At 71.0% G+C, this 20,233-nt stretch carries 16 protein-coding genes and 1 pseudogene; 4 read left to right on the forward strand and 13 right to left on the reverse strand.

Going from position 1 to position 20,233, the window contains the following annotated elements; genetic code table 11:
- Positions 1-4: 4 nt before the first annotated feature.
- The 3 genes from MFF54_RS08085 to MFF54_RS08095 form a co-directional block, all read right to left on the reverse strand.
- Positions 5-799 (reverse strand): inositol monophosphatase family protein, encoded by a 795-nt coding sequence (locus MFF54_RS08085; RefSeq protein ID WP_066919993.1) that lies wholly within the window; start codon positions 797-799, stop codon positions 5-7.
- Between the two features lie 120 nt (positions 800-919).
- Positions 920-2,098 (reverse strand): AI-2E family transporter, encoded by a 1,179-nt coding sequence (locus tag MFF54_RS08090; RefSeq protein ID WP_238302143.1) that lies wholly within the window; start codon positions 2,096-2,098, stop codon positions 920-922.
- A 38-nt stretch (positions 2,099-2,136) separates the two neighbouring features.
- A complete protein-coding gene (locus MFF54_RS08095; RefSeq protein WP_238302103.1) occupies positions 2,137-2,622 on the reverse strand; it encodes a molybdenum cofactor biosynthesis protein MoaE in 486 nt (161 codons plus the stop codon).
- A gap of 156 nt (positions 2,623-2,778) precedes the next feature.
- On the opposite strand from MFF54_RS08095, the gene MFF54_RS08100 reads away from it, so the two are divergent.
- Both MFF54_RS08100 and MFF54_RS08105 read left to right on the forward strand, forming a co-directional pair.
- Positions 2,779-3,816 (forward strand): gamma carbonic anhydrase family protein, encoded by a 1,038-nt coding sequence (locus tag MFF54_RS08100; protein ID WP_238302104.1) that lies wholly within the window; start codon positions 2,779-2,781, stop codon positions 3,814-3,816.
- 152 nt (positions 3,817-3,968) lie between these two features.
- Positions 3,969-5,183 (forward strand): NADP-dependent isocitrate dehydrogenase, encoded by a 1,215-nt coding sequence (locus MFF54_RS08105; protein ID WP_238302105.1) that lies wholly within the window; start codon positions 3,969-3,971, stop codon positions 5,181-5,183.
- A gap of 308 nt (positions 5,184-5,491) precedes the next feature.
- On the opposite strand, the gene MFF54_RS08110 is transcribed toward MFF54_RS08105, so the two are convergent.
- Entirely contained in the window at positions 5,492-5,890 is a 399-nt protein-coding gene (locus tag MFF54_RS08110; protein ID WP_238302106.1) for a VOC family protein, read from the reverse strand.
- A gap of 11 nt (positions 5,891-5,901) precedes the next feature.
- A complete protein-coding gene (gene ydiJ / locus MFF54_RS08115) occupies positions 5,902-8,958 on the reverse strand; it encodes a D-2-hydroxyglutarate dehydrogenase YdiJ (protein WP_238302107.1) in 3,057 nt (1,018 codons plus the stop codon).
- A 256-nt stretch (positions 8,959-9,214) separates the two neighbouring features.
- On the opposite strand from ydiJ, the gene MFF54_RS08120 reads away from it, so the two are divergent.
- Both MFF54_RS08120 and MFF54_RS08125 read left to right on the forward strand, forming a co-directional pair.
- Complete coding sequence (locus tag MFF54_RS08120) at positions 9,215-9,865, forward strand: PepSY domain-containing protein (protein ID WP_238302108.1); 651 nt, start codon at positions 9,215-9,217, stop codon at positions 9,863-9,865.
- A 167-nt stretch (positions 9,866-10,032) separates the two neighbouring features.
- Positions 10,033-10,302: pseudogene (locus MFF54_RS08125) on the forward strand (response regulator); the annotation flags it as partial.
- Between the two features lie 91 nt (positions 10,303-10,393).
- On the opposite strand, the gene MFF54_RS08130 reads toward MFF54_RS08125, so the two are convergent.
- The 8 genes from MFF54_RS08130 to MFF54_RS08165 form a co-directional block, all read right to left on the reverse strand.
- A complete protein-coding gene (locus MFF54_RS08130) occupies positions 10,394-11,101 on the reverse strand; it encodes a GNAT family N-acetyltransferase (protein WP_238302109.1) in 708 nt (235 codons plus the stop codon).
- Positions 11,102-11,305: 204 nt separating this feature from the next.
- Positions 11,306-12,502 carry a S1 family peptidase gene (locus tag MFF54_RS08135; protein ID WP_238302110.1) on the reverse strand — a complete coding sequence of 399 codons (1,197 nt, stop codon included), beginning with the start codon at positions 12,500-12,502 and terminating at the stop codon, positions 11,306-11,308.
- 16 nt (positions 12,503-12,518) lie between these two features.
- On the reverse strand, positions 12,519-12,842 hold the full coding sequence (locus tag MFF54_RS08140; RefSeq protein WP_238302111.1) for a hypothetical protein: 324 nt from the start codon (positions 12,840-12,842) through the stop codon (positions 12,519-12,521).
- Between the two features lie 228 nt (positions 12,843-13,070).
- Positions 13,071-14,300, reverse strand: coding sequence for an acyl-CoA dehydrogenase (locus tag MFF54_RS08145; RefSeq protein ID WP_238302112.1), 1,230 nt, complete (start codon positions 14,298-14,300; stop codon positions 13,071-13,073).
- A 102-nt stretch (positions 14,301-14,402) separates the two neighbouring features.
- Positions 14,403-15,557: an acyl-CoA dehydrogenase family protein gene (locus tag MFF54_RS08150; protein WP_238302113.1), complete on the reverse strand. Its 1,155-nt coding sequence runs from the start codon at positions 15,555-15,557 to the stop codon at positions 14,403-14,405.
- A gap of 32 nt (positions 15,558-15,589) precedes the next feature.
- Positions 15,590-16,771: an acyl-CoA dehydrogenase family protein gene (locus MFF54_RS08155; RefSeq protein WP_238302114.1), complete on the reverse strand. Its 1,182-nt coding sequence runs from the start codon at positions 16,769-16,771 to the stop codon at positions 15,590-15,592.
- Between the two features lie 5 nt (positions 16,772-16,776).
- On the reverse strand, positions 16,777-17,964 hold the full coding sequence (locus MFF54_RS08160) for an acetyl-CoA C-acyltransferase (protein ID WP_238302115.1): 1,188 nt from the start codon (positions 17,962-17,964) through the stop codon (positions 16,777-16,779).
- A gap of 70 nt (positions 17,965-18,034) precedes the next feature.
- Entirely contained in the window at positions 18,035-20,104 is a 2,070-nt protein-coding gene (locus MFF54_RS08165) for a 3-hydroxyacyl-CoA dehydrogenase NAD-binding domain-containing protein (RefSeq protein ID WP_238302116.1), read from the reverse strand.
- Positions 20,105-20,233: the final 129 nt, after the last annotated feature.

The following is a 20,233-nucleotide window of genomic DNA, read 5'->3' on the forward strand; positions in this document are numbered from 1 at the left end:
GACTTCAGCCCTGCGCCTTGCGCAGGATGGCCAGCAGCTCACGCTGCAGCGTCTCGTTGCCGGCACAGACCGAACGGGAGGCCAAGGGCTCGGCCGCCCCGTCCGCCGCGGTGACGAAGCCGCCGGCCTCGCGCACCAGGATCACGCCCGCGGCGAAATCGTAGGTCTGCAGGTCGCGCTCCCAGTAGGCGTCGAGGCGCCCGCAGGCGACGTAGGCGAGATCGAGCGCCGCCGAGCCCATGCGGCGGGTGCCGCCGGAGACCGCCATCACGGCCGCGACCTCGCGCAGGAGCCGGGGATGGTTGCCGCGGCCGAGATAGGGTGTGCCGTAGCCGACCAGCCCGTCCGTCATGTCGGTGCGGCCCGAGACGCGCAGGCGCCGGTTGTTGAGGTAGGCGCCCTTGCCGCGCTCGGCCACGAACAGCTCGTCCTTGACCGGATCGTAGATCACGCCGGCCACGATCTGGCCCTCGCGCTCGAGACCGACCGAGATCGCGAAGTGCGGGATGCCGTGCAGGAAGTTCGAGGTGCCGTCGAGCGGGTCGACGTGCCAAGTGTGGCTCTTGTCGGTGCCCTCGATCAGGCCGTTCTCCTCCAGGATCAGGCTGTAGCCGGGGCGCGCCTTCATCAGGGCGTCGCGCAGGACCTCCTCGGCCTTGCGGTCGGCCGCCGAGACGAAGTCGCCCGGGCCTTTGCGCGAGACCTGAAGGTTCTCGACCTCGCCGAAGTCGCGGCGCAGGCCGCGCGAGGCCTTGCGCACGGCATCGACCATCACGGTCATCAGGGGGGACGAGATCATCGCGGAAGTCCGGTTGTGCAAAGAGCGTTGGCCGCCCGTTAAACGCTCGCGCGCGCGGAATCGAGCCCCCGGCCCGCATGGGAGCCATCGCGGGGCCGATGCAGGCGGCGGGCGCCGGCCTCAGCCATCGGCCGGCTCGCCCAGCGTGTCCTCCACGTAGATCTGCTCCAAGAGCACCTTGATCACCGCCATCAGGGGCAGCGCCAGCGCGATGCCCCAGAGACCGAAGATCACGCCGAGCAGGAGCTGGCCGGCGAAGATGGTGGCGGGCGGGATGTCCAGCGCCCGCTTCTGGATGAAGGGGGTCAGCCCGTAGCTCTCCAGGCACTGCACCGCGAGGTAGACGCCGAGCGCACCGAGCACGCCGTTCAGGCCCGAGCCGAGGCTCGCCAGCAAGATCACCACGCCCGCTACCAGCGGGCCGATGGTCGGCACGAAGGCCAGCAGCCCCGCCTGTAGCCCGAGGATCAGCGCGCCGCCGATTCCCAGGAAGGCGAGGCCCGCCCAGGTGCAGAGGAAGATCACCGTCATGGTGAGCAGCTGGCCGAACAGCCAGTGCCGCAGGGTCTCGCCCGCGCCGTCGAGAACGGCCGCGCCGCGCGGGCGCTTGCGGGGCGGCACGAAGCGCAGGAGCCCGTCGCGGTAGCTGCCGGGATCGGCCGCGAAGGCAAGGCCGAGGAACACGATCACCGCGATGTTGCCGAGCGCGTTGAACAGGCCGAGCACCACGGTCGCGGCGGGGCCCAGGAAGCTGCCCGCGTCGGAGATCAGCGAGCCGGAATTCTTCAGGATGCTGCTGGCGAAGCCGCCGAGGCCGCCTTTGCCGGCATCCCGGCCGGAATCCTTCTGGTCCTTGCCGGATTGGTCCTGGCCCGGCTCGCCGCCCCCGCCGCCCCCGCCGCCGGGAAACGGCACGTCGATGCCCCGCTGCTGCAGCCAGTCCTTCACGGTGCCGGCCTGGGTGCTGACCGTCTGGCCGAGGTCGCGCCCCTGCTGGGCGACCGTCGCGCCGCCGAGGCCCGCGAAGCCCGCGACCGCGGCGGCGAGCGCGAGGCTCGCCAGGGTCAGCCGCAGGCCCCGTGAGATCGGCAGGACGTATCCGAGGCCCCGCGTCAGCCCGTCGAGGAAGACGCCCAGCAGGACGCCCGCGAAGATCAGCAGCAGCGTGTCGGCGGCCATCCAGGCGAGCGCCAGGGCGACGCAGAAGCAGACCACGCCGATGCCCGACAGGGCGAGCGGCCCCGCGCCCCGCCAGGGCCCGACCGGCCCGTCCAGAGCCCGCGTACCATCCTGCGTCATCGAAGCTCCCTGCCGTCCATCCGTGCCCAGGGGCGCGCTCATGTCCAGCGCTCCGCCGCCGCGTCGTCGGCCTCCGTCGCCTCGACCCAGCCGCCCGTCGTGCCGTCGGCGAGGTGCTCGCGCTTCCAGAACGGCGCGCGAGTCTTCAGGTAATCCATCAGGAAGGTCGCGGCCTCGAAGGCGGCGACCCGGTGGCTCGACGCGGTGATCACCAGCACGATGCCGTCCCCCGGCGCCACGAGCCCGTGACGGTGGACGACGCGCACCGCCTGGAGCGGCCAGCGGGCGCGGGCCTCGTCCACCACCCGGCCGATCTCCGCCTCGGCCATGCCCGGATAATGCTCCAGCTCCAGCCCCTTGAGCCGGCCGCCCTCGTCGCGGCACAGACCCGTGAAGGTGACGACCGCGCCGGCCCGGCCGCCATGCTCCGCCTCGACCCGGCCGATCTCGGCGGCGACGTCGAAGGCGTCGGCCTGGATGCTGACGGGATCGGGCAGAGGATCGGCGACGAGGGAATCGGGCATGCAGACTCAACGCGCGGCGCGGGCTGTCCGGCCCAGAGCCTGACACCCGGGGCGCGGGCGGCTATATGGCACGGCAAGCGCCCAGGTGCAGGCCCGCCGCCCCGAGCCTCCGTCGAATCCGTTCGTCGCCGTGAACAAGCCTGTGAGGACGAACCCGTGAGCCCCGACCTGATCCTGCCCTACGAGGGCGTCCTGCCGGACTTCGCGAGCCGCCCGGTCTGGTGCGGCCGGGGCAGCACCGTGATCGGCGCCGCGCGGATCGGCGCCCAAGCCTGGATCGGCGACGACGGGGTGATCCGGGCGGACGGCCAGAGCGTCACGCTGGGCGAGCGCTTCTGGCTCGGGCCGCGCTCGACCGTGCACATCGCGACCTTCACGCACGGCACGGTCTGCGGCGACCGGGTGACGGTGGGGCGCAACAGCGTGGTCCATGCCTGCACGGTGGGCACCGACGTAGTGATCGAGGACGACGTGGTGATCCTCGATGGCGCCACGATCGGGGACGGCGTGGTGATCGAGGCGGGCGCGACCGTGTTCCCGCGCGCCACGCTCGCATCCGGCTTCGTCTACGGCGGCAGCCCAGCCAAGCCCCGCCGGCCGATCGACCGCGCGGGGGTGGCCGAGCGGGCCGAGCGCCTGCGCGAGGCGATGGGCGAGAGCCCAGCGGCACCGTCGCCGGAGCCGCACGAGGCCGACGACACGGTCTTCGTCGCCCGCACGGCGCGCCTGCGCGGGCGCGTCGGGCTCGGTGCGGGCGCGAGCGTGCTGTTCTCCTGCGCGCTCGACGCCGAGGTCGGCCCGATCGTGGTCGGCGCCGACACCAACATCCAGGACAACACCCAGATCCGCACCCGCGGCGAGGGCGTGGTGATCGGGCGCGACACCACGATCGGCCACAACGTGCGCATCGCCGACAGCCGCATCGGCGCCCGCTGCCTGATCGGCATCGGCGCGACGGTCGCGCCGGGCACGGTCATCGCCGACGAGGTGATGCTGGCGGCCGGCGCCACCACGGATCCGGGTCAGCTGCTCGAGGGCGGCCATCTCTGGGGTGGGCGGCCCGCGCGCATCCTGGGTCCGCTCGACGCCGAGAAGCGCGCCATGATGGCCCGGATCGTCGATGGCTACTGCCGGCACGGGAGAGAGTACCGGGTGGCGCAGATGGAAGCGGAGGAGAGCGGGGACGCCGCCTGACATCCCCTCAAGCCTGTCATCGCGCCGTCCCCCGCACCTTTCCCCCTGTTGCGGCGCACGCTATGCACGCGCCGTTCGCGGCATCCGGCTTGCCTGGAGGCCGCCCGGAAGGCCCTGCGGAGAGGCCGAAGGCTCAGGAAGGCGCTCGGATCATGGCGAAGATCAAGGTGGCGAACCCCGTCGTCGAGCTCGACGGCGACGAGATGACCCGGATCATCTGGGCCGAGATCAAGAACAAGCTCATCCACCCCTACCTGGACGTCGACCTCGAGTACTACGACCTGGGCGTCGAGCACCGCGACGCGACGAACGACCAGGTCACGGTCGATGCCGCCAACGCGATCAAGCGCCACGGCGTGGGCGTGAAGTGCGCCACCATCACCCCCGACGAGGCCCGGGTGAAGGAGTTCGGCCTCAAGGAGATGTGGAAGTCGCCCAACGGCACGATCCGCAACATCCTCGGCGGCGTGATCTTCCGCGAGCCGATCATCTGCAAGAACGTGCCGCGCCTCGTCCCCGGCTGGACCCAGCCGATCGTCGTCGGCCGCCACGCCTTCGGCGACCAGTACCGCGCCACCGACTTCAAGGTCCCGGGCAAGGGCCGCCTCTCGATCAAGTTCGAGGGCGACGACGGCACGGTGATAGAGAAGGAGGTGTTCAAGTTCCCGGATGCCGGCGTCGCGCTGTCGATGTACAACCTCGACGAGTCGATCCGCGATTTCGCCCGCGCCTCGCTGAACTACGGCCTCAACCGCAAGTACCCGGTCTACCTGTCCACCAAGAACACCATCCTGAAAGCCTATGACGGGCGCTTCAAGGACCTGTTCGAGGAGGTCTACCAGAACGAGTTCAAGTCGCGCTTCGACGCGCTCGGCATCGTCTACGAGCACCGCCTGATCGACGACATGGTCGCCTCGGCGCTGAAGTGGTCGGGCGGCTACGTCTGGGCCTGCAAGAACTACGACGGCGACGTGCAGTCCGACACCGTGGCGCAGGGCTTCGGCTCGCTGGGCCTGATGACCTCGGTGCTGCTCACCCCCGACGGCCAGACCGTCGAGGCCGAGGCCGCCCACGGCACGGTGACCCGCCACTACCGCGAGCACCAGAAGGGCAAGGAGACCTCGACGAACTCGATCGCGTCGATCTTCGCGTGGTCGCGCGGCCTCGCCCACCGGGCCAAGCTCGACGGCAACGCGGAGCTCGCCACCTTCGCCGACACGCTGGAGAAGGTCTGCATCGACACGGTCGAGTCAGGCTTCATGACGAAGGATCTCGCGCTCCTCGTCGGGCCGGACCAGAAGTGGCTCTCGACCACCGGCTTCCTCGACAAGGTCGACCAGAACCTCAAGACCGCTATGGGCGCCTGAGCGTCCACGATCCGGAACGACGAAAAGGGCCGGCGGAGCGATCCGCCGGCCCTTCTCTTTCTTGGACACGGTTCCCGCCCACCGTCGCCGATAAAGACACCGCGCTTTTCCCGGACGCCCGGAACGCAGTGGAAGGTGGTCCGGGATTCAGCGAGCAAGTACCGCGCAACGGCTCTCTTCTCATCACCGGCGCGGCAGTCGGAGCCTTCGCATCTCTATGTGCTGGGTGCCGGATCACCCTCCGCTAACGCTCGGGCGTCCGGGAAAGGGCGTGGCGATAAAGCCGGAGCCGTGGCACCGCCGTCCTTTCAAGCCCTGCCGCCGCGCTCCAAGAGCTCGATCCGCACGCCGTCCGGCCCGTCGAGGAAGGCCGTGCGCAGAGCCGGGTTCACCTGCGTGAGCCGGATCGCCAGCGGGATGCCGCGGGCGGCAAGATCGGCCAGGGCGGCGTCGATGTCGGCCACCCGCAGACCGATATGCTCGATGCCGCGGTGCGGCGGCACCGCCGCCTCGGCGATGTCGGCGGGCGCCTGTTCGATGAAGACCCGCAGGCCGCCGAGATCGAGCACCACCCGGCTCACCGGATCGCCGACGCGATCGACCTCGCGCGCCCCGAAGACCGTGACGTAGAAGCCCGCCGCCGCGACCGGATCGCGGCTGCGCAGATGCACGTGGTCGATGCTGTAGCTGAGGTAGGCGGCGTCCATGCGGGACCTCTTCAGGCGGCGCGCTTCGGGGCGTCGATGGGGGCGTGCGCCCGGACATGGGCGAGCAGCGCCTGGACCGGGTGCGGCAGGGCGCGGCCGTCGATGAGCTTGGCCTGGCAGCGGCAGGAATAACCGTCGGCCAGCACTGCGCCCTCCGGGCTCTCGGCGACGCGCAGGGCCCAGCTCTGGCCGTAGATGACCTCGGAGGTGGCCCGGTTCGCGGCCTCGTGCCCGTAGGTGCCGGCCATACCGCAGCAGCCCGCGGCCGGAACCTCGAGCGGCAGGCCGAGACGCGCGAACACGGCCTGCCAGTCCTTCACCGCCGCCGGCGCGTTGGTGCGCTCGGTGCAGTGGGGCAGGAGCCGCAAGGGGCGGCCTGCCGGGCGCGGCGCGATCGCGTCGAGTCGGGCGGCGAGCCATTCCTGCACGAGCTGGACCTTCGGGACGTTCTCGGGCCCCAGCGCCCCGGCATATTCCGAGCGGTAGGTCAGCGTCATCGAGGGATCGACGCCGACGAGCGGCACGCCGCTCGCCTCCAGGGCCCGCAGCATCCGGGCGTTGGCGTCGGCGATCTTGCGGAAGCGGGCCAGGAAGCCGTGGACGTGGACCGGCTTGCCGTTTGGCCGGAACGGGGCGAGCCAGGGTCGGAAGCCCAACTCGATCAGCAGCGCGCAGAGATCGACCACGACCGGCGCCTCGAAATGGCTGGTGAAGGCGTCCTGCACCACCACGAGCGCGCGCGCGCGCTCCGCCGCGGATAGTGCGCCCAGCGCCTCGGGCGTCGCGGTCTCCACACCGAGCCCGGCGAGCGCCGGCGTAAGCGGGGCCGAGAAGGCCGGGATCGCCACGAGCCCGATCCGGCGCAGCACCGCCCGGGCGAGCGGGTTGCGGGAGAGCAGGTTGCTCAAGCGCGGCGCCCGCCCGGCCAGCGGCAGCAGCGGCTCCAGTGCGGCCACGACATGGTCCTTCAGCGGCCTCGGGTAGCGCTGGTGGTAGAGTGACAAAAACTTCGCCCGGAAGCTCGGCACGTCAACCTTGATCGGACAGGAGCCCGTGCAGGACTTGCAGGCGAGGCAGCCGTCCATCGCCTCCTTCACGGCGTGCGAAAAATCCCCTGTCGGCGGTGCAGGCCGGAGGGCACCAAGCAGGGAGGCGGCCAGTGGCGAGAGCCAGCCGGACGGCTCCGCCCGCAGCGCGGCGGCCGGGTCGATGCCTTCCGCTGCGGTCCGGCGCAGCCACTCGCGCATCAGCGAGGCGCGGCCCTTCGGCGAGTGGCGGCGCTCGCGCGTGGCCTTCCAGGACGGGCACATCGCCTCGTCCGTGTCGAAGCTGAAGCAGGCGCCGTTGCCGTTGCAGTGGAGCGCCTCGTCGAAGGCGGCGCGCACGTCGCGCGGGATGGTGCGGTCGAGCTCGCCCCGCAGCGGCACGGCGTCGATCGCGGTGAGTGCCGCCCCCTTCGCCGAGGCGATCTTGCCGGGGTTGAGCCGGTCGCCCGGGTCGAAGGCGCGCTTGACCGCTTCGAGTGCCGGCACCAGCGGCCCGAACACGCCGGGCACGAACTCGGACCGGAACCCCTTGCCGTGCTCGCCCCAGAGAAGGCCGCCGTAGCGGGCGGTGAGCGCGACAACGCCCTCGGTGACCTCGCGGATCAGGCGCTCCTGCTCGGGGTCCTTCAGGTCGATCGCTGGGCGCACGTGCAGCACGCCCGCATCGACGTGGCCGAACATGCCGTAGCGCAACCCCTTGCCGTCGAGGAGCGCACGGAATTCCTGGATGTAGTCGGCGAGCCGTTCGGGCGGCACCGCGGTGTCCTCTACGAAGGGGATCGGGCGCGCGTCGCCCTTGACCGCACCGAGGAGGCCGACCGCCTTCTTGCGCATGGTCCAGAGCCGCTCGATCGCCGCCCCCCGGGCGATCGTGAAGCCGATCCGGGTCGGGCTCTGATCGGCCTCCAGCATGGCGACGAGGCGCCCCAGCGCGGCCTCGACCTCCTCTTCGGCGGCGCCGACGAATTCCACGAGGTTGATGCCGTCGACCCGGCGCCCGGCCGGATCCTCGGGGAAGAAGGCCTGCACCCCGGCCCAGCCGGGATCGTTGCGGGCAAGCCCCAATACGGTGGAGTCGATGGTCTCGACGGAGGCCGCGCCGAAGGGCAGCAGGGCGCGAGCGTCGCGCAAAGCCGCGTCAAAATCGACGTAGGAGAGCGCCACCAGCGCCGCGGCCCGCGGGATCGGCAGGACGTTCAGCCTCGCCTCGGCGATCAGCGCGAGCGTCCCTTCCGAGCCGCAGACCAGGCTCTTCAGGTCGAGGCCGCCCGCCGTGCCCCGGGCGTGGGCGAGATCGTAGCCGGTGAGACAGCGGTTGAGCCGGGGGAAGCGCTCGGCGATGAGCGCAGCGTTCTCGCGGATCACCGCGTCGACCACCCGGTGGATCGCGCCGGCCCGGTCGTCGCGGGCCTTCGCGGCGGCGAGTTCGTCGGCGTCGCGGTCGCGCGCCTCCAGCACCGAGCCGTCGGCGAGCACGCAGGTGAGTGCGAGGACGTGGTCGCGGGTCTTGCCGTAGAGGCAGGAGCCCTGGCCGCAGGCATCGGTCGAGATCATCCCGCCGATCGTCGCCCGGTTCGAGGTCGAGAGCTCGGGGGCGAAGAAGAGGCCGTGGGCTTTGAGCGCCGCGTTGAGCTGGTCCTTCACCACGCCCGGCTCGACGCGCACGGTGCGCCGCTCGGCATCGATCTCCAGGATGCGGGTCATGTGGCGCGAGCAATCGACCACCAGACCAGGGCCGAGCGACTGGCCGTTGGTGCCGGTGCCGCCGCCACGCGGGCGCACAACGACCTCGCGGAAGCGCCGGTCATCCAGAAGCTTGCCGATGCGCACGAGGTCGTCGCGGGTCCGTGGGAAGACCACGGCGCCGGGCTCGACCTGATAGATCGAGTTGTCGGTGGCGAAGACCGTGCGGTCGGCCTCCGAGAGGGTCAGGTCGCCCGTGAAGCCGCGGGCCGAGAGCTCCGCGCAGAAGGCGGCGTAGAGCGGCAGGGCGTGGGCGGGGCGGTTCAGGACCGGAATCATGGTGGGCAGGACTGGCGCGGCGGATCTGGCGGCCGGATCCGGCGCCGCAGAACATCCGGGCACCCGCGCGGCATTGCGTTCCGCGGCCGACTCTCGTGCCCCGCAATGCCAAGCGCCGTGGGCAGACGCAACCCCGCGCCGCGCCGCATGGATCCACCGGAGCAGAGAGAAATTTCCTTGCCTCCCGCGCCGCAACCAAGCGGGCTCCCGGGCCGTTCAGGGTGCGCAACATCAACCCGATAACGGGAGTCCCGCCATGAAGACCACCGCGTTCCGCCTCACCGCCGCCGCCGGCCTGCTCGCTCTGTCGGCGGGTCTCGCCGCCGCCCAGACGCCGGCCCCGTCGACGCCCACGCCGTCCACGACGACCAATCCCGACCTGACCAAGAATCCCGAGAATACAGGCCGCGCACCCAGCGCGACCGAGGCGACCCAGGACAAGAACCTGAAAGAGTGGCAGGTCGCGAAGTCCGCCAAGATCGGCCTCGCCCAGGCGATTGCCACGGCCGAAGGCAAGGCCGAGGACAACGAGAAGGGCAAGGCGATCGACGCCGATTTCGAGAAGGCCGACGGCAAGAACCCGGCCCACTACTCCATCAAGGTCGTGTACCCGAGCGGCAAGCTCGTCGAGCACGGCATCAACGCCGACACGGGCGAGCTCTACAAGTCGGAGAACCAGCCCTTCGAGCGCTACTTCACGCGCCTCAAGGTAAGCGACTTCCAGAACGCCAAGGTCTCGCTCAAGGACGCGATCGCGCTGGCCGAGCAGAAGGCCGCGGGCGGCAAGGCCTACGAGGCCGAGGTCGAGCGCGAGGGCAACGCGGTCGAGTACGAGATCAAGGTGGCGCTCACCGACCGCGAGCAGGAGATCAAGGTCGGGCCGGACGGCAAGGTCAAGAACGACTGAAACGACTGATTTCTTCGAACGCACTCGCACAATGGGTCGCGGGCGCTCCGGAAACGGGGCGCCCGTCGCCGTTTTGGTCAGGGCCTCTTCCCCGTGGGACGGGCCGGGTCCTCGAAACCCGATGGCGGAACCCGAACCGCCCGAAGCCTGCAAAGGCCTGCGAATGGGACGGTGCCGGGGGGCTCAAGGTCCTCCAGTCGGACGCGCGGATCGACCTCCTCGTGACCGATGTGGGGCTGCCCAGCGGCCTGAACGGCCGCCAGATGGCGGATGCGGCGCGGGCAACCCGGCCTGACCTCAGGGTGCTGTTCATCACGGGCTACGCCGAGAACGCCCTGCTCACCAAGGGTCAGATCGAGCCCGGCATGGCAGTCCTGACCAAGCCGTTCGCGGTCGATGCCTTGGCCGCCCGCATTCGCGAGATGATCGCGCGGTGATCCGCGGCGGGATCGCTCAAGCTGCCGGCCCGCGAACGCCTTGAAAGTCCGACGCGCCTCCGATCACAGCCCGCGCCCGGCACCGACAGGATCAGCGCACTCGCTCCGCTCGCGCGTGCAGCGCAGGGTCATAGGGCTCGAAGCGGCGCAGACGGATCGTATCGAGCAGCGCCCGGCGCTCGATTCGGGCGAGGTGAGGCGTGAACCCGGCCTTGGCGCAGCCGCGCAGGGATGGAACGTTGGTGCTCTCCACGAATGTGATCACGCGGCGCGCGCCGATCTCAACGGCGCGCTCGGCGATGAGCGCCATGGCGCAGGACATGATGCCTTGGCCGCGATAGGCGGCGGGCGTGTAGGCATTCTCGAGGAGCGCCTCGTCGGGCGCCAGTTCAGGGAACCAGCGCCGCGGAAAGGTATCCTGGATCATCCGGTTGTGGCTCGCGCCCATCAGCCACTGCATGTAGCAGGGCGTTTCCGTGCGCTGGTCGAGCGCGACGTAGCAGGTCGGAATTCCGGCCCGCAGGTGGAAGCGGCGCGTGGCAAGCTCCACACGCTCCTTCCGGCTCAGGCCGCGCAGGTCCTCGGGGAAAAGGTGGGGCAGATCCGCGTCCTGCAACGGCCGGACCGCGAGCGGGATCTTGGCGGCCGGGACCGGACAGGGCGCGGCGAGGTCGCGCCGCAGTCCGACCGTGACGCGAGTCGCGTAGAACAGGCCGCCGCCACGCCGCGCCATCTCGGCGAAGCGGCGCTCGCTCCACAGCTCCCAGGCCACGGCCGCTGCGTTCCGAATGGCCAGCATGGCAACCTCCCGGATCCCGATGGGACGGCGCGAGGAAGGAGCGTGCCGGGGCCGATTCGGCGGATCAAGCAATCGTGCGCACGGCCCGCGCGATCTCTGGGGCTACCCCGCGTGGGTCGGCACGGCGCTCGCCGCTCAGCCCGATGCCGCGGCGGCTGTGGGTTGCCGTCCTCGAGCGCGTCCGCAGGCGAAAGATTGGAGCGCCTAGCGGCAGACCACATGCACCGTGAACAGCTTGGCCTGATCCGCCACGCTCGCCGCGTCCATCGGCGTCTGGCTCTTGGTTCCGACTGCCGGCGGGATGCCGTTCGCGTCCAGAAAGTTCAGAGCGATCATCGCCTTGATGGCGAAGTTCACGTTCTGCGGGATGTCGTTGTTGGCCATCGCAACATTGATCGCGTTGAGCTTGCTGCTCACGACGCCGACCACCGCCCCGTACTGGTCGATCAGCGGGCCGCCGCTGTTGCCGGGCTGGACCGGCGTCGAGATCTGCAGCATGCGGGTGTCGTCCCCGAGCCCCGCCGCCGCCGTGATGTTGCCGACTGTGAAGTTGCCGGTGGCCGCCAGCAGGTTCGGGAGCGGGAAGCCGTAGGCGTAGACGCTTTCGCCGATGCGCGGACGCATGGCGAGGGCGGGCACCACCGGCTTCTCGAAGGGCGTGCTCAGCACCGCGAGGTCGTTCTGCGCGTCGCTCGCCACGAGGCGGGCCCGCATCGCGGGCACGCCGACCTTCGCCACGTCGATCTCGGTGCAGCCCTCGATGACGTGGTGGTTGGTCAGCACGTGGCCGGCCTCGGAGACGAAGAAGCCGGTGCCCGAGGAGCCGCCTTTGCGGGCGCTCCCATCGGCACGCGGGGTGCTCTTCGGGCTCTCCGGCGCGGCCTTCGCCTCGACCACCGCCTTTTGGCAGTCGATCATCGCGCCGATGGCGTCGGAGGAACCCGACATCGACAGGCGGGCGATCGACCTGCCCTCGAAAATCACGTCGAGGCCGCCCGCCCGGGCGAGATCGACCACGAAGGTCTTGCGCAGGCCGGACTGGTACAGTCCCCGCTCGGTCTCGCGCTCGACCCCGCTGAAACGGCCCTTCCAGCGCCCGCGGCCGGTGAGGATGTTGATCTGATAGGGCCGGCCACCCTCGATCGAGCGCCAGCGCGCGTTGGTGAAGGCCAGGAACGCCTCGTCCTTGCCCCCGTCGAAGCCGATCCAGACCGTGGTGCCGTCCTGGTAGCTCGCTGCCGCAACGCAACCGCCGAGGGCCTTGCTCACGCCGATCGACCAGCCCGACACCTTGTCGATGGTCTTGTCGACCCCGAGGACGATCGCGGCGGCGGGCGTCGCCCCGAGAAGACCGGCGAGAAGAGCGAGGGTCGCGGCGAGGCGCGCGCGCATCGTGGTCATGGCCGGAAGCGGCGCGTCAGTTGCCTGCGACCGGGATCGGCTTCGCGCCGCCGCCCGAGCCGGCGAACGGGTCGGACACCGTGCTGATCGCCGCGCCGCGCGGGCTCACCGGCCGGCTGCGCTGAGCGACGTGACGCCGGGGGGCCTGGCGGTATACGACACGGCGCCCCCGCGGGGCGGCGTAGGCCGGGCGCTGCCCGGCCACCATCGCGCCAAGCGCGAAGCCGACCGCCGCCCCGGCCAGCCCGTCGAGAGGCCCAGCCTTGGCCGGCACGGGCTGGACAGTCCCTGCAAGGACGACTGCCAGGCCGAACGCAGCGAACAACGGGACGAGACGCATTCTCACCTCTCCTCGGCAAGTCACGGCCCAGGTCGGGTCGATAACGCGACAGAGGAGAGACGCCCCGTTGCAGACGAGGCGCCAGACCTACGAATCGACGTCGGACGAAACTTGAGCGTGTAACCGCACGCTACCGGAACGGCCGCGCTTGGAAAGGGCCCGGCCGCAATTTTTTCACATTTCGCTGCGGCATCCGCAGTTTCCACGGAGACGCCGCTGTACGGCAGCTCAGAAGAACGCCTGAAGCCCTGTCTGGGCGCGCCCGAGGATCAGCGCGTGCACGTCGTGCGTGCCCTCGTAGGTGTTGACCGTCTCAAGGTTCTGGGCATGGCGCATCACGTGGTACTCACCCATGATACCGTTGCCGCCGTGCATGTCGCGGGCGGTGCGGGCAATGTCGAGCGCCTTGCCGCAATTGTTGCGCTTGATCAGGCTGATCATCTCGGGCGCCATCCGACCCTGGTCCATCAGCCGGCCGACGCGCAAGGATGCCTGCAGCCCCAGCGCGATCTCGGTCTGCATGTCGGCGAGCTTCTTCTGGACGAGCTGGGTCTGGGCGAGCGGCCGGCCGAACTGCTTCCTCTCGAGCGTGTAGTCGCGGGCCCGGCGCCAGCAATCCTCGGCCGCCCCCATCGCGCCCCAGGAGATGCCGTAGCGCGCCCGGTTCAGGCAGCCGAACGGGCCTTTGAGCCCCGAGACGTTCGGCAGGAGCGCGTCCTCGCCGACCTCGACGCTCTCCATCACGATCTCGCCGGTGAGCGAGGCGCGCAAGGACAGCTTGCCCTTCAGCGCCGGGGCAGAGAGCCCCTTCATCCCCTTCTCCAGCACGAAGCCGCGGATCGCGCCGTCATGCGCGTCGGACTTCGCCCAGACCACGAAGACGTCGGCGAAGGGCGCGTTCGAGATCCACATCTTGGCGCCCGAGATCCGGTAGCCGCCCTCGATCCTCTCGGCGCGGGTCTTCATGCCGGCAGGATCCGAGCCGGCATCCGGCTCGGTCAGGCCGAAGCAGCCGATCCATTCGCCGGATGCCAGCTTTGGCAGGAATTTCCGGCGCTGCGCCTCGGTGCCGTAAGCGTGGATCGGGTACATGACGAGCGAGGACTGCACGCTCATCATCGAACGGTAGCCGGAATCGACCGCCTCGACGGCCCGCGCCACCAGCCCGTAGGCGACGTAGCTCGCGCCCGCGCAGCCGTATTCCTCGGGCAGCGTCACGCCGAGCAGGCCGAGCGCGCCCATCTGCCGGAACAGGTCCGGGTCGGTCTTCTCCTCCGCGTAGGCCTCCACGATGCCGGGGCGCAGCCGCTCCTCGGCAAAGGACTGGGCGACGTCGCGGATCGCGCGCTCGTCCTCGGTGAGCTGGTCGTCGAGCAGGAAGGGATCGTCCCATACGAAGCCGGCGGAGGGCTTGGCCTCGGGGGCGGCGGAGCCGGGCGGACGGGTCGGGGCGTTCATGGGCGTGTCCTCCGATATGTCTTCGTTCGCTTCACGGCCTGTCGGATGGCTTCCGCGCCTCCCCTCCCCCTCTGCGGGGGCGGGGAAGGACGCGCCATTCCATCAGGCGGCGCCGAGCAGGCCGCCCGCGTCGCTCACGCGGCGCAGGTGGTGGGGCGTGTCGCCGAAGAGGTACTCGATCGCCGTGAGGCGGCGGAACAGGTGGGCGCCGAGGTATTCGAGCGTCATGCCGATGCCGCCGTGGAGCTGCACCGCCTCCTGGCCCACGAAGCGGGCCGAGCGGTTGATCTGCACCTTCGCGGCCGCGACCGCGGGCCCACGCTCGGCGGTGTCCGCGGTGCCCGCCATCATGGTGGCGTAGAGGGCCATGGAGCGGGCCTGCTCCAGCGAGACCAGCATGTCCACCGCCCGGTGCTGCAGCACCTGGAAGCCGCCGATCGCCGTGCCGAACTGCTTGCGGGTCTTGAGGTAATCGACGGTGAGCGCGTGCAGCGCCTCCATCACGCCGACCGCCTCGGCGCTCACCGCCGCGATCCCTTCGTCGAGGACCCGCTCGATCACGGGCAATCCCGCCTCCGCCTCGCCGAGGAGCGCGTCGGCCGGGACGGCGACGCCCTCCAGCGCGAGGTCCGCCGCGCGGCCGCCGTCCTGCGTCGGATAGGGCTTGAGGGTCAGGCCGGGCGCGTCGGCGGGCACGAGGAACAGGCTGATCCCGGCCTCGTCCCGCCGCCCGCCGGCCGTGCGGGCGCTGACCACCAGGGTCTGCGCCGCGTCGGCGTTGAGCACCACGCATTTGGCGCCGTCGAGCCGGTAGGAACCACCCTCCCGGCGGGCTGTCGTCGCGACGTCCGCGCGGTCATAGCGGGCTTGGCGCTCGCCGTGCGCCAGGGCGAGACGGTGGCTCCCCTCGACGAGGCCGGGGATCAGCGCCTCTCGCTGCGTCGCGCTTCCGGCGAGCCGCAGGGCGCCGCCGCCCAGCACCACGCTCGCCAGATAAGGCTCGGGCGCGAGGTGCCGGCCGAGCGCCTCGACGGCGATCATGGTCTCGACCGGGCCGCCGCCGAAGCCGCCGTCCGCCTCGGCGAAGGGGAGCCCCAGGAGCCCGAGTTCGGCGAGCTGCACCCAGGCGCCCTCGTCGAAGCCGAGCGGCTTCCGGCGCGCGGCTTCGACCTGCTCCAGGCTGCCGTAGCGGGAGGCCGCCCAGCGGGTGACGCTGTCCTTCAGCAGGCTCTGCTCGTCGGTGAGATCGAAATCCATCGCCAAAAATCCTTCGGAGCCCCAGGATCCCCTCAGAGGCCCAAGATCGCCTTGGCGATCACGTTGCGCTGGATCTCGTTCGAGCCGCCGTAGATCGAGACCTTGCGGGTGTTGAGGTAGGTCGGCGCGGCAAACGCCTCCCAGCCGAGGGCGTCGACGTCGTTCGCGACAGGGGCCGGCAAGCTCAGGGGGCCGGCGAGCTCGACCAGCAGCTCGGTCGCGGCCTGCTGCAGTTCCGAGCCCTTGATCTTAAGGATCGAGGAGGCCGGGTCGGGCTTCGAGGAATCGCGCCGGGATTGCGCCGCCACCACCCGCATCTGGGTGATCTCGAGTGCCTTCAGCTCGATCTCGACGGTGGCGATCCGGGCCCGGAAATCGGCGTCGTCCCACATCGTGCCCGCGCCCGCCGGAGTCTCCTTCGCGAGCCGCTTGACCCGGGCGACCCGCTCCTTGGTCAGCCCGATGCGGGCGATGCCGGTGCGCTCGTTGGCGAGCAGGAACTTGGCGTAGTCCCAGCCCTTGTTTTCTTCCCCAACGAGGTTTTCAGCAGGTACCCGTACAGAGTCGAAAAAAACCTCGTTGACCTCGTGGCGCCCGTCGATGGTGATGATCGGGCGCACGGAGATGCCGGGGCTCTTCATGTCGATGAGCAGGAAGGAGATGCCGGCCTGCTTCTTCGCCGCCGGATCGGTGCGCACGAGACAGAAGATCCAGTCAGCGTACTGGCCGAGCGTGGTCCAGGTCTTCTGGCCGTCCACGACGTAAGTATCGCCGTCCCGCACGGCGCGGGTCTTCAGCGAGGCGAGGTCCGAGCCGGCGCCGGGCTCGGAAAAGCCCTGGCACCACCAGTCGTCCAGATTGGCGATGCGCGGCAGGAAGCGCCGCTTCTGCGCCTCGTTGCCGAAGGCCGCGATCACGGGCCCTACCATGAAGCAATTGAACTGCAGCGGCAGCGGCACCGCCGCCTGCATCAGCTCCTCCATGAAGATGTAGCGCCGGATCGGGTCCCAGTCCTGGCCGCCCCATTCCTTGGGCCAGTGCGGCACCGCCCAGCCCTTGGCGTTCAGGATGCGCTGGGAGGTAACGTAGTCCTCGCGCGCGAGCGAGCGGCCCTCCGACACCTTGCGGCGGATCTCGGGCGGGATCTCGCTGTGGAAGAAGGCGCGCACTTCCTGGCGGAAGGCGGTCTCCTCGGGCGTGAAGCGCAGGTCCATGGCTCTTACTCCCGCTCGATCTCGAAGAGGCCGGCGCAGCCCTGGCCGCCGGCCACGCACATGGTGACGACGGCGAAGCGCACCCCGCGGCGGCGGCCCTCCAGCAGGGCGTGGCCGACGAGCCGGGCGCCCGACATGCCGAACGGGTGGCCGACGCTGATGGCGCCGCCATTGACGTTCACGGTCTCGGGATCGAGCCCGAGCCGGTCGCGGCAGTAGATCGACTGCGAGGCGAAGGCCTCGTTCAGTTCCCACAGGCCGATATCGTCCACGGTGAGCCCGTTGCGTTCGAGCAGGCGCGGCACGGCGAAGACCGGGCCGATGCCCATCTCGTCCGGACCGCAGCCGGCGGCCGCGAAGCCGCGCACGATCCCGAGGGGCTTCAGGCCCCGGCGCGCGGCCTCCTCGGCCGACATCAGCACCGAGGCCGAGGCGCCGTCGGAGAGCTGGCTCGCGTTGCCGGCGGTGATGAAGGCCCCCTCCCCGCGCACGGGCTTCAGCTTGGCGAGGCCCTCCAGCGTGGTGTCGGGCCGGTTGCCCTCGTCATTCGCGAGCCGGGTCTCGACGTTCCGGGTCTCACCCGTGGCCTTGTCGGTCACGATCATCGTCGCGGCGATCGGCGCGATCTCGGCGTCGAACAGTCCGGCCGCCTGCGCCGCCGCGGTCCGCTGCTGGCTCAGCAGGGCGAATGCGTCCTGCGCCTCCCGGGAGATGCCGTAACGCTCCGCCACGATGTCGGCGGTCTCGATCATCGGCATGTAGATCGCGGGCAGGTGCTGCTCGAGCCAGGCGTTGCGGGTGAGGTCCCGCCGCACCTGCGGCTGGACGAGGCTGATCGACTCGACGCCGCCCGCGACGGCCACCGGCACGCCGTCGAGGCGGATGCGCTTGGCCGCGTCCGCGATCGCCTGCAGGCCCGAGGCGCAGAAGCGCGAGACCGTGGCGCCGGCCGACTGGACCGGGATGCCGGCGACGAGGCTCGCGTGACGGGCGACGTTGCCGCCCGTCGCGGCCTCCGGGTAGCCGCAGCCCAGCACGACCTCCTCGACGGCCTCCGGCTCGACGCCCGCCCGGTCGAGGGCGTGACGGATCGCGTGGGCGGCGAGATCCGCCCCGCCGGTCAGGTTCAGCGCCCCACGATGCGCCCGGCCGATGGGCGTGCGGGCGGTGGCGACGATCACGGCGTCGGTCATCGGATGCTCTCTATCGGTTGATGCGGGGCGCCCTCCCCTCCCCCCTGTGTGGGAGAGGGAGAACGAGCGCTCACGGGACGTCCCACGCGGAAAATCCCCTGCCCGTCTCGGCGAGGCGGGCGAGCAGCGGCGCGGGGCGCAGGGTGTCGTCCCCCGACTCTTCCGCGAAGCGCTCCAGATCGGCCGCGACCTGCGCCAGCCCGAGGCCGTCCGCCCAATGCATCGGGCCGCCGCGCCAGGCCGGCCAGTTGTAGCCGTTGAGCCAGATCGTATCGATGTCGCCGGGGCGCGCCGCGATGCCCTCCTCGAGAATGCGCGCGCCCTCGTTGACCATCGGCAGCATCAGCCGGGCGACGATCTCGTCGGCGGAGAAGCTCCGCCGCGCGATGCCACGGCGCTCCGACTCGGCCGCGATCAGCGCCTCGACCTCGGGATCGCGCGCTCCCGTGCGGGCGCCCTCCGGGTAGAGGTAGAAGCCGCGCCCCGTCTTCTGGCCGAGGCGGCCCATCTCGCAGAGCGCGTCGGCGACCGGGGCCTTGCCGCCGGTGGCCTTGCGGGTGCGCCAGCCGATGTCGAGCCCGGCGAGGTCCGCCATCGCGAAGGGGCCCATGCGGAAGCCGAATGCGGTGACCGCACTGTCGACCTCGTGAGGCAGCGCGCCCGCCAGCAGCAGACGCTCGCCGGCCGCGCTGCGGCGGGCCAGCATCCGGTTGCCGACGAAGCCGAAGCAGACCCCGACGGTCACCGGCAGCTTGCCCAGGCGCCGCGCGAGGTCGTTGGCGGTGGCGAGCACGTCGGGCGCCGTGCGCTCCGCCCGCACCACCTCGACGAGGCGCATCACATTGGCGGGGCTGAAAAAATGCAGGCCGAGCACGTCGGCGGGCCGCTCGGTCGCCGCGGCGATTCGGTTCACGTCGAGATAGGAGGTGTTGGTGGCGAGCACCGCGCCGGGCTTGGCGATACGGGACAGGGCGGAGAAGATCTCCTCCTTAACGCCCATCTCCTCGAAGGCCGCCTCAATCACGATGTCGGCCTGGCCCACATGCTCCAGCCCGACCGCGCCGGTGATGCGCGAGAGCCGCTCGGCCATTTCCACCTCGCCGAGCGAGCCGCGCTTGACCGACGACGCGTAGGTGGCGCGCATCCGCGCGAGGCCGCGATCGAGGGCCTCCTGCTCGGTCTCGATGACCGTGACGGGGATGCCCGCGTTGGCGAAGCAGAGCGCGATGCCGCCGCCCATCGTGCCGGCACCGATCACCGCGGCGGCGGCGATGTCTCGGCGCGGCGTGTCCTTGGCGATCCCCGGCACCCGCGCGGTCTCGCGCTCGGCGAAGAAGGCGTAGCGCAGCGCCTTCGCGCGTGGGTCGTCCACCAGGGCTAGGAAGCGGGCGCGCTCCGTCTTCACGGCCTCGTCGAAGGGCTGCGCGAACCCGGCCCGCACGGCATCGACCAGGGCCGCCACGTTCGGCTGGCCCGGTGCCCGCTTCAGGGCCTCGGCGGCGCGCGCCTCGAAGGCCGTGCGCGCCGAATCATCCATCCGCTCGGCGCGGTCGCGGACCCGGGGCGGCCGGCCCCCATCGGCGAGCCGCAGGGCCAGCGCACATGCGGCCGCGACCAGATCACCCGGCTCCAGCGTGTCGGCGAGGCCCTGCGCGACCGCCGTCGCGGCGCCGACCGGATCGCCGCCGAGCATCATTCCGAAGGCGGCCTCCGCCCCGATCAGGCGCGGCAGGCGCTGCGTGCCGCCCGCGCCCGGGATCAGGCCGAGCTTCACCTCCGGCAGGCCGAGCTTGGCCGCGGGCCCGACCACCCGGGCGTGGCAGGCGAGCGCGAGCTCGAGCCCGCCGCCGAGCGCCGCCCCGTGGATCGCCGCGACCACCGGCTTCTCCGCCCCGTCGAGCCGCGCGATCAGGTCCGGCAGCAGCGGAGGACGGGGCGGCTTGCCGAACTCGGAGATGTCGGCACCGCCGACGAAGACCTTGCCCTCGGCCGCGAGCACGACGGCACGCACCGCCGCGTCGGCGAGCGCATGCGCCAGCGCCGCGTCCAGCGCGGTGCGCAGATCGTGGCCCAGCGCATTCACCGGCGGGTTCGACAGTCTGATCACGGCGACGGCGTCGCGAAGTTCCTGGCGGACCACGCTCGCTTCCTCCCACGTTCTGCAATGCAGAATGCTGATCTGCAAAACTGAGCGGATGTCGCGCCGGAGCCACCATCGTGTCAAGGCAGGATCGTGCAGATCGGCAGGAAAGTGACAGATTCGATCCGG

This window comes from Methylobacterium gregans (genome assembly GCF_022179245.1).
GTDB lineage: Bacteria > Pseudomonadota > Alphaproteobacteria > Rhizobiales > Beijerinckiaceae > Methylobacterium > Methylobacterium gregans.

Coding starts and splice junctions, on each gene's coding strand:
- ydiJ (WP_238302107.1), bottom strand. CDS start 8,958: ATGATTCCGGTCCTGAACCGCCCCGCCCACGCCCTGCCGCTCTACGCC.
- MFF54_RS08085 (WP_066919993.1), bottom strand. CDS start 799: ATGATCTCGTCCCCCCTGATGACCGTGATGGTCGATGCCGTGCGCAAG.
- MFF54_RS08135 (WP_238302110.1), bottom strand. CDS start 12,502: ATGACCACGATGCGCGCGCGCCTCGCCGCGACCCTCGCTCTTCTCGCC.
- MFF54_RS08095 (WP_238302103.1), bottom strand. CDS start 2,622: ATGCCCGATTCCCTCGTCGCCGATCCTCTGCCCGATCCCGTCAGCATC.
- MFF54_RS08140 (WP_238302111.1), bottom strand. CDS start 12,842: ATGCGTCTCGTCCCGTTGTTCGCTGCGTTCGGCCTGGCAGTCGTCCTT.
- MFF54_RS08130 (WP_238302109.1), bottom strand. CDS start 11,101: ATGCTGGCCATTCGGAACGCAGCGGCCGTGGCCTGGGAGCTGTGGAGC.
- MFF54_RS08110 (WP_238302106.1), bottom strand. CDS start 5,890: ATGGACGCCGCCTACCTCAGCTACAGCATCGACCACGTGCATCTGCGC.
- MFF54_RS08160 (WP_238302115.1), bottom strand. CDS start 17,964: ATGACCGACGCCGTGATCGTCGCCACCGCCCGCACGCCCATCGGCCGG.
- MFF54_RS08120 (WP_238302108.1), top strand. CDS start 9,215: ATGAAGACCACCGCGTTCCGCCTCACCGCCGCCGCCGGCCTGCTCGCT.
- MFF54_RS08150 (WP_238302113.1), bottom strand. CDS start 15,557: ATGGATTTCGATCTCACCGACGAGCAGAGCCTGCTGAAGGACAGCGTC.
- MFF54_RS08105 (WP_238302105.1), top strand. CDS start 3,969: ATGGCGAAGATCAAGGTGGCGAACCCCGTCGTCGAGCTCGACGGCGAC.
- MFF54_RS08090 (WP_238302143.1), bottom strand. CDS start 2,098: ATGACGCAGGATGGTACGCGGGCTCTGGACGGGCCGGTCGGGCCCTGG.
- MFF54_RS08155 (WP_238302114.1), bottom strand. CDS start 16,771: ATGGACCTGCGCTTCACGCCCGAGGAGACCGCCTTCCGCCAGGAAGTG.
- MFF54_RS08145 (WP_238302112.1), bottom strand. CDS start 14,300: ATGAACGCCCCGACCCGTCCGCCCGGCTCCGCCGCCCCCGAGGCCAAG.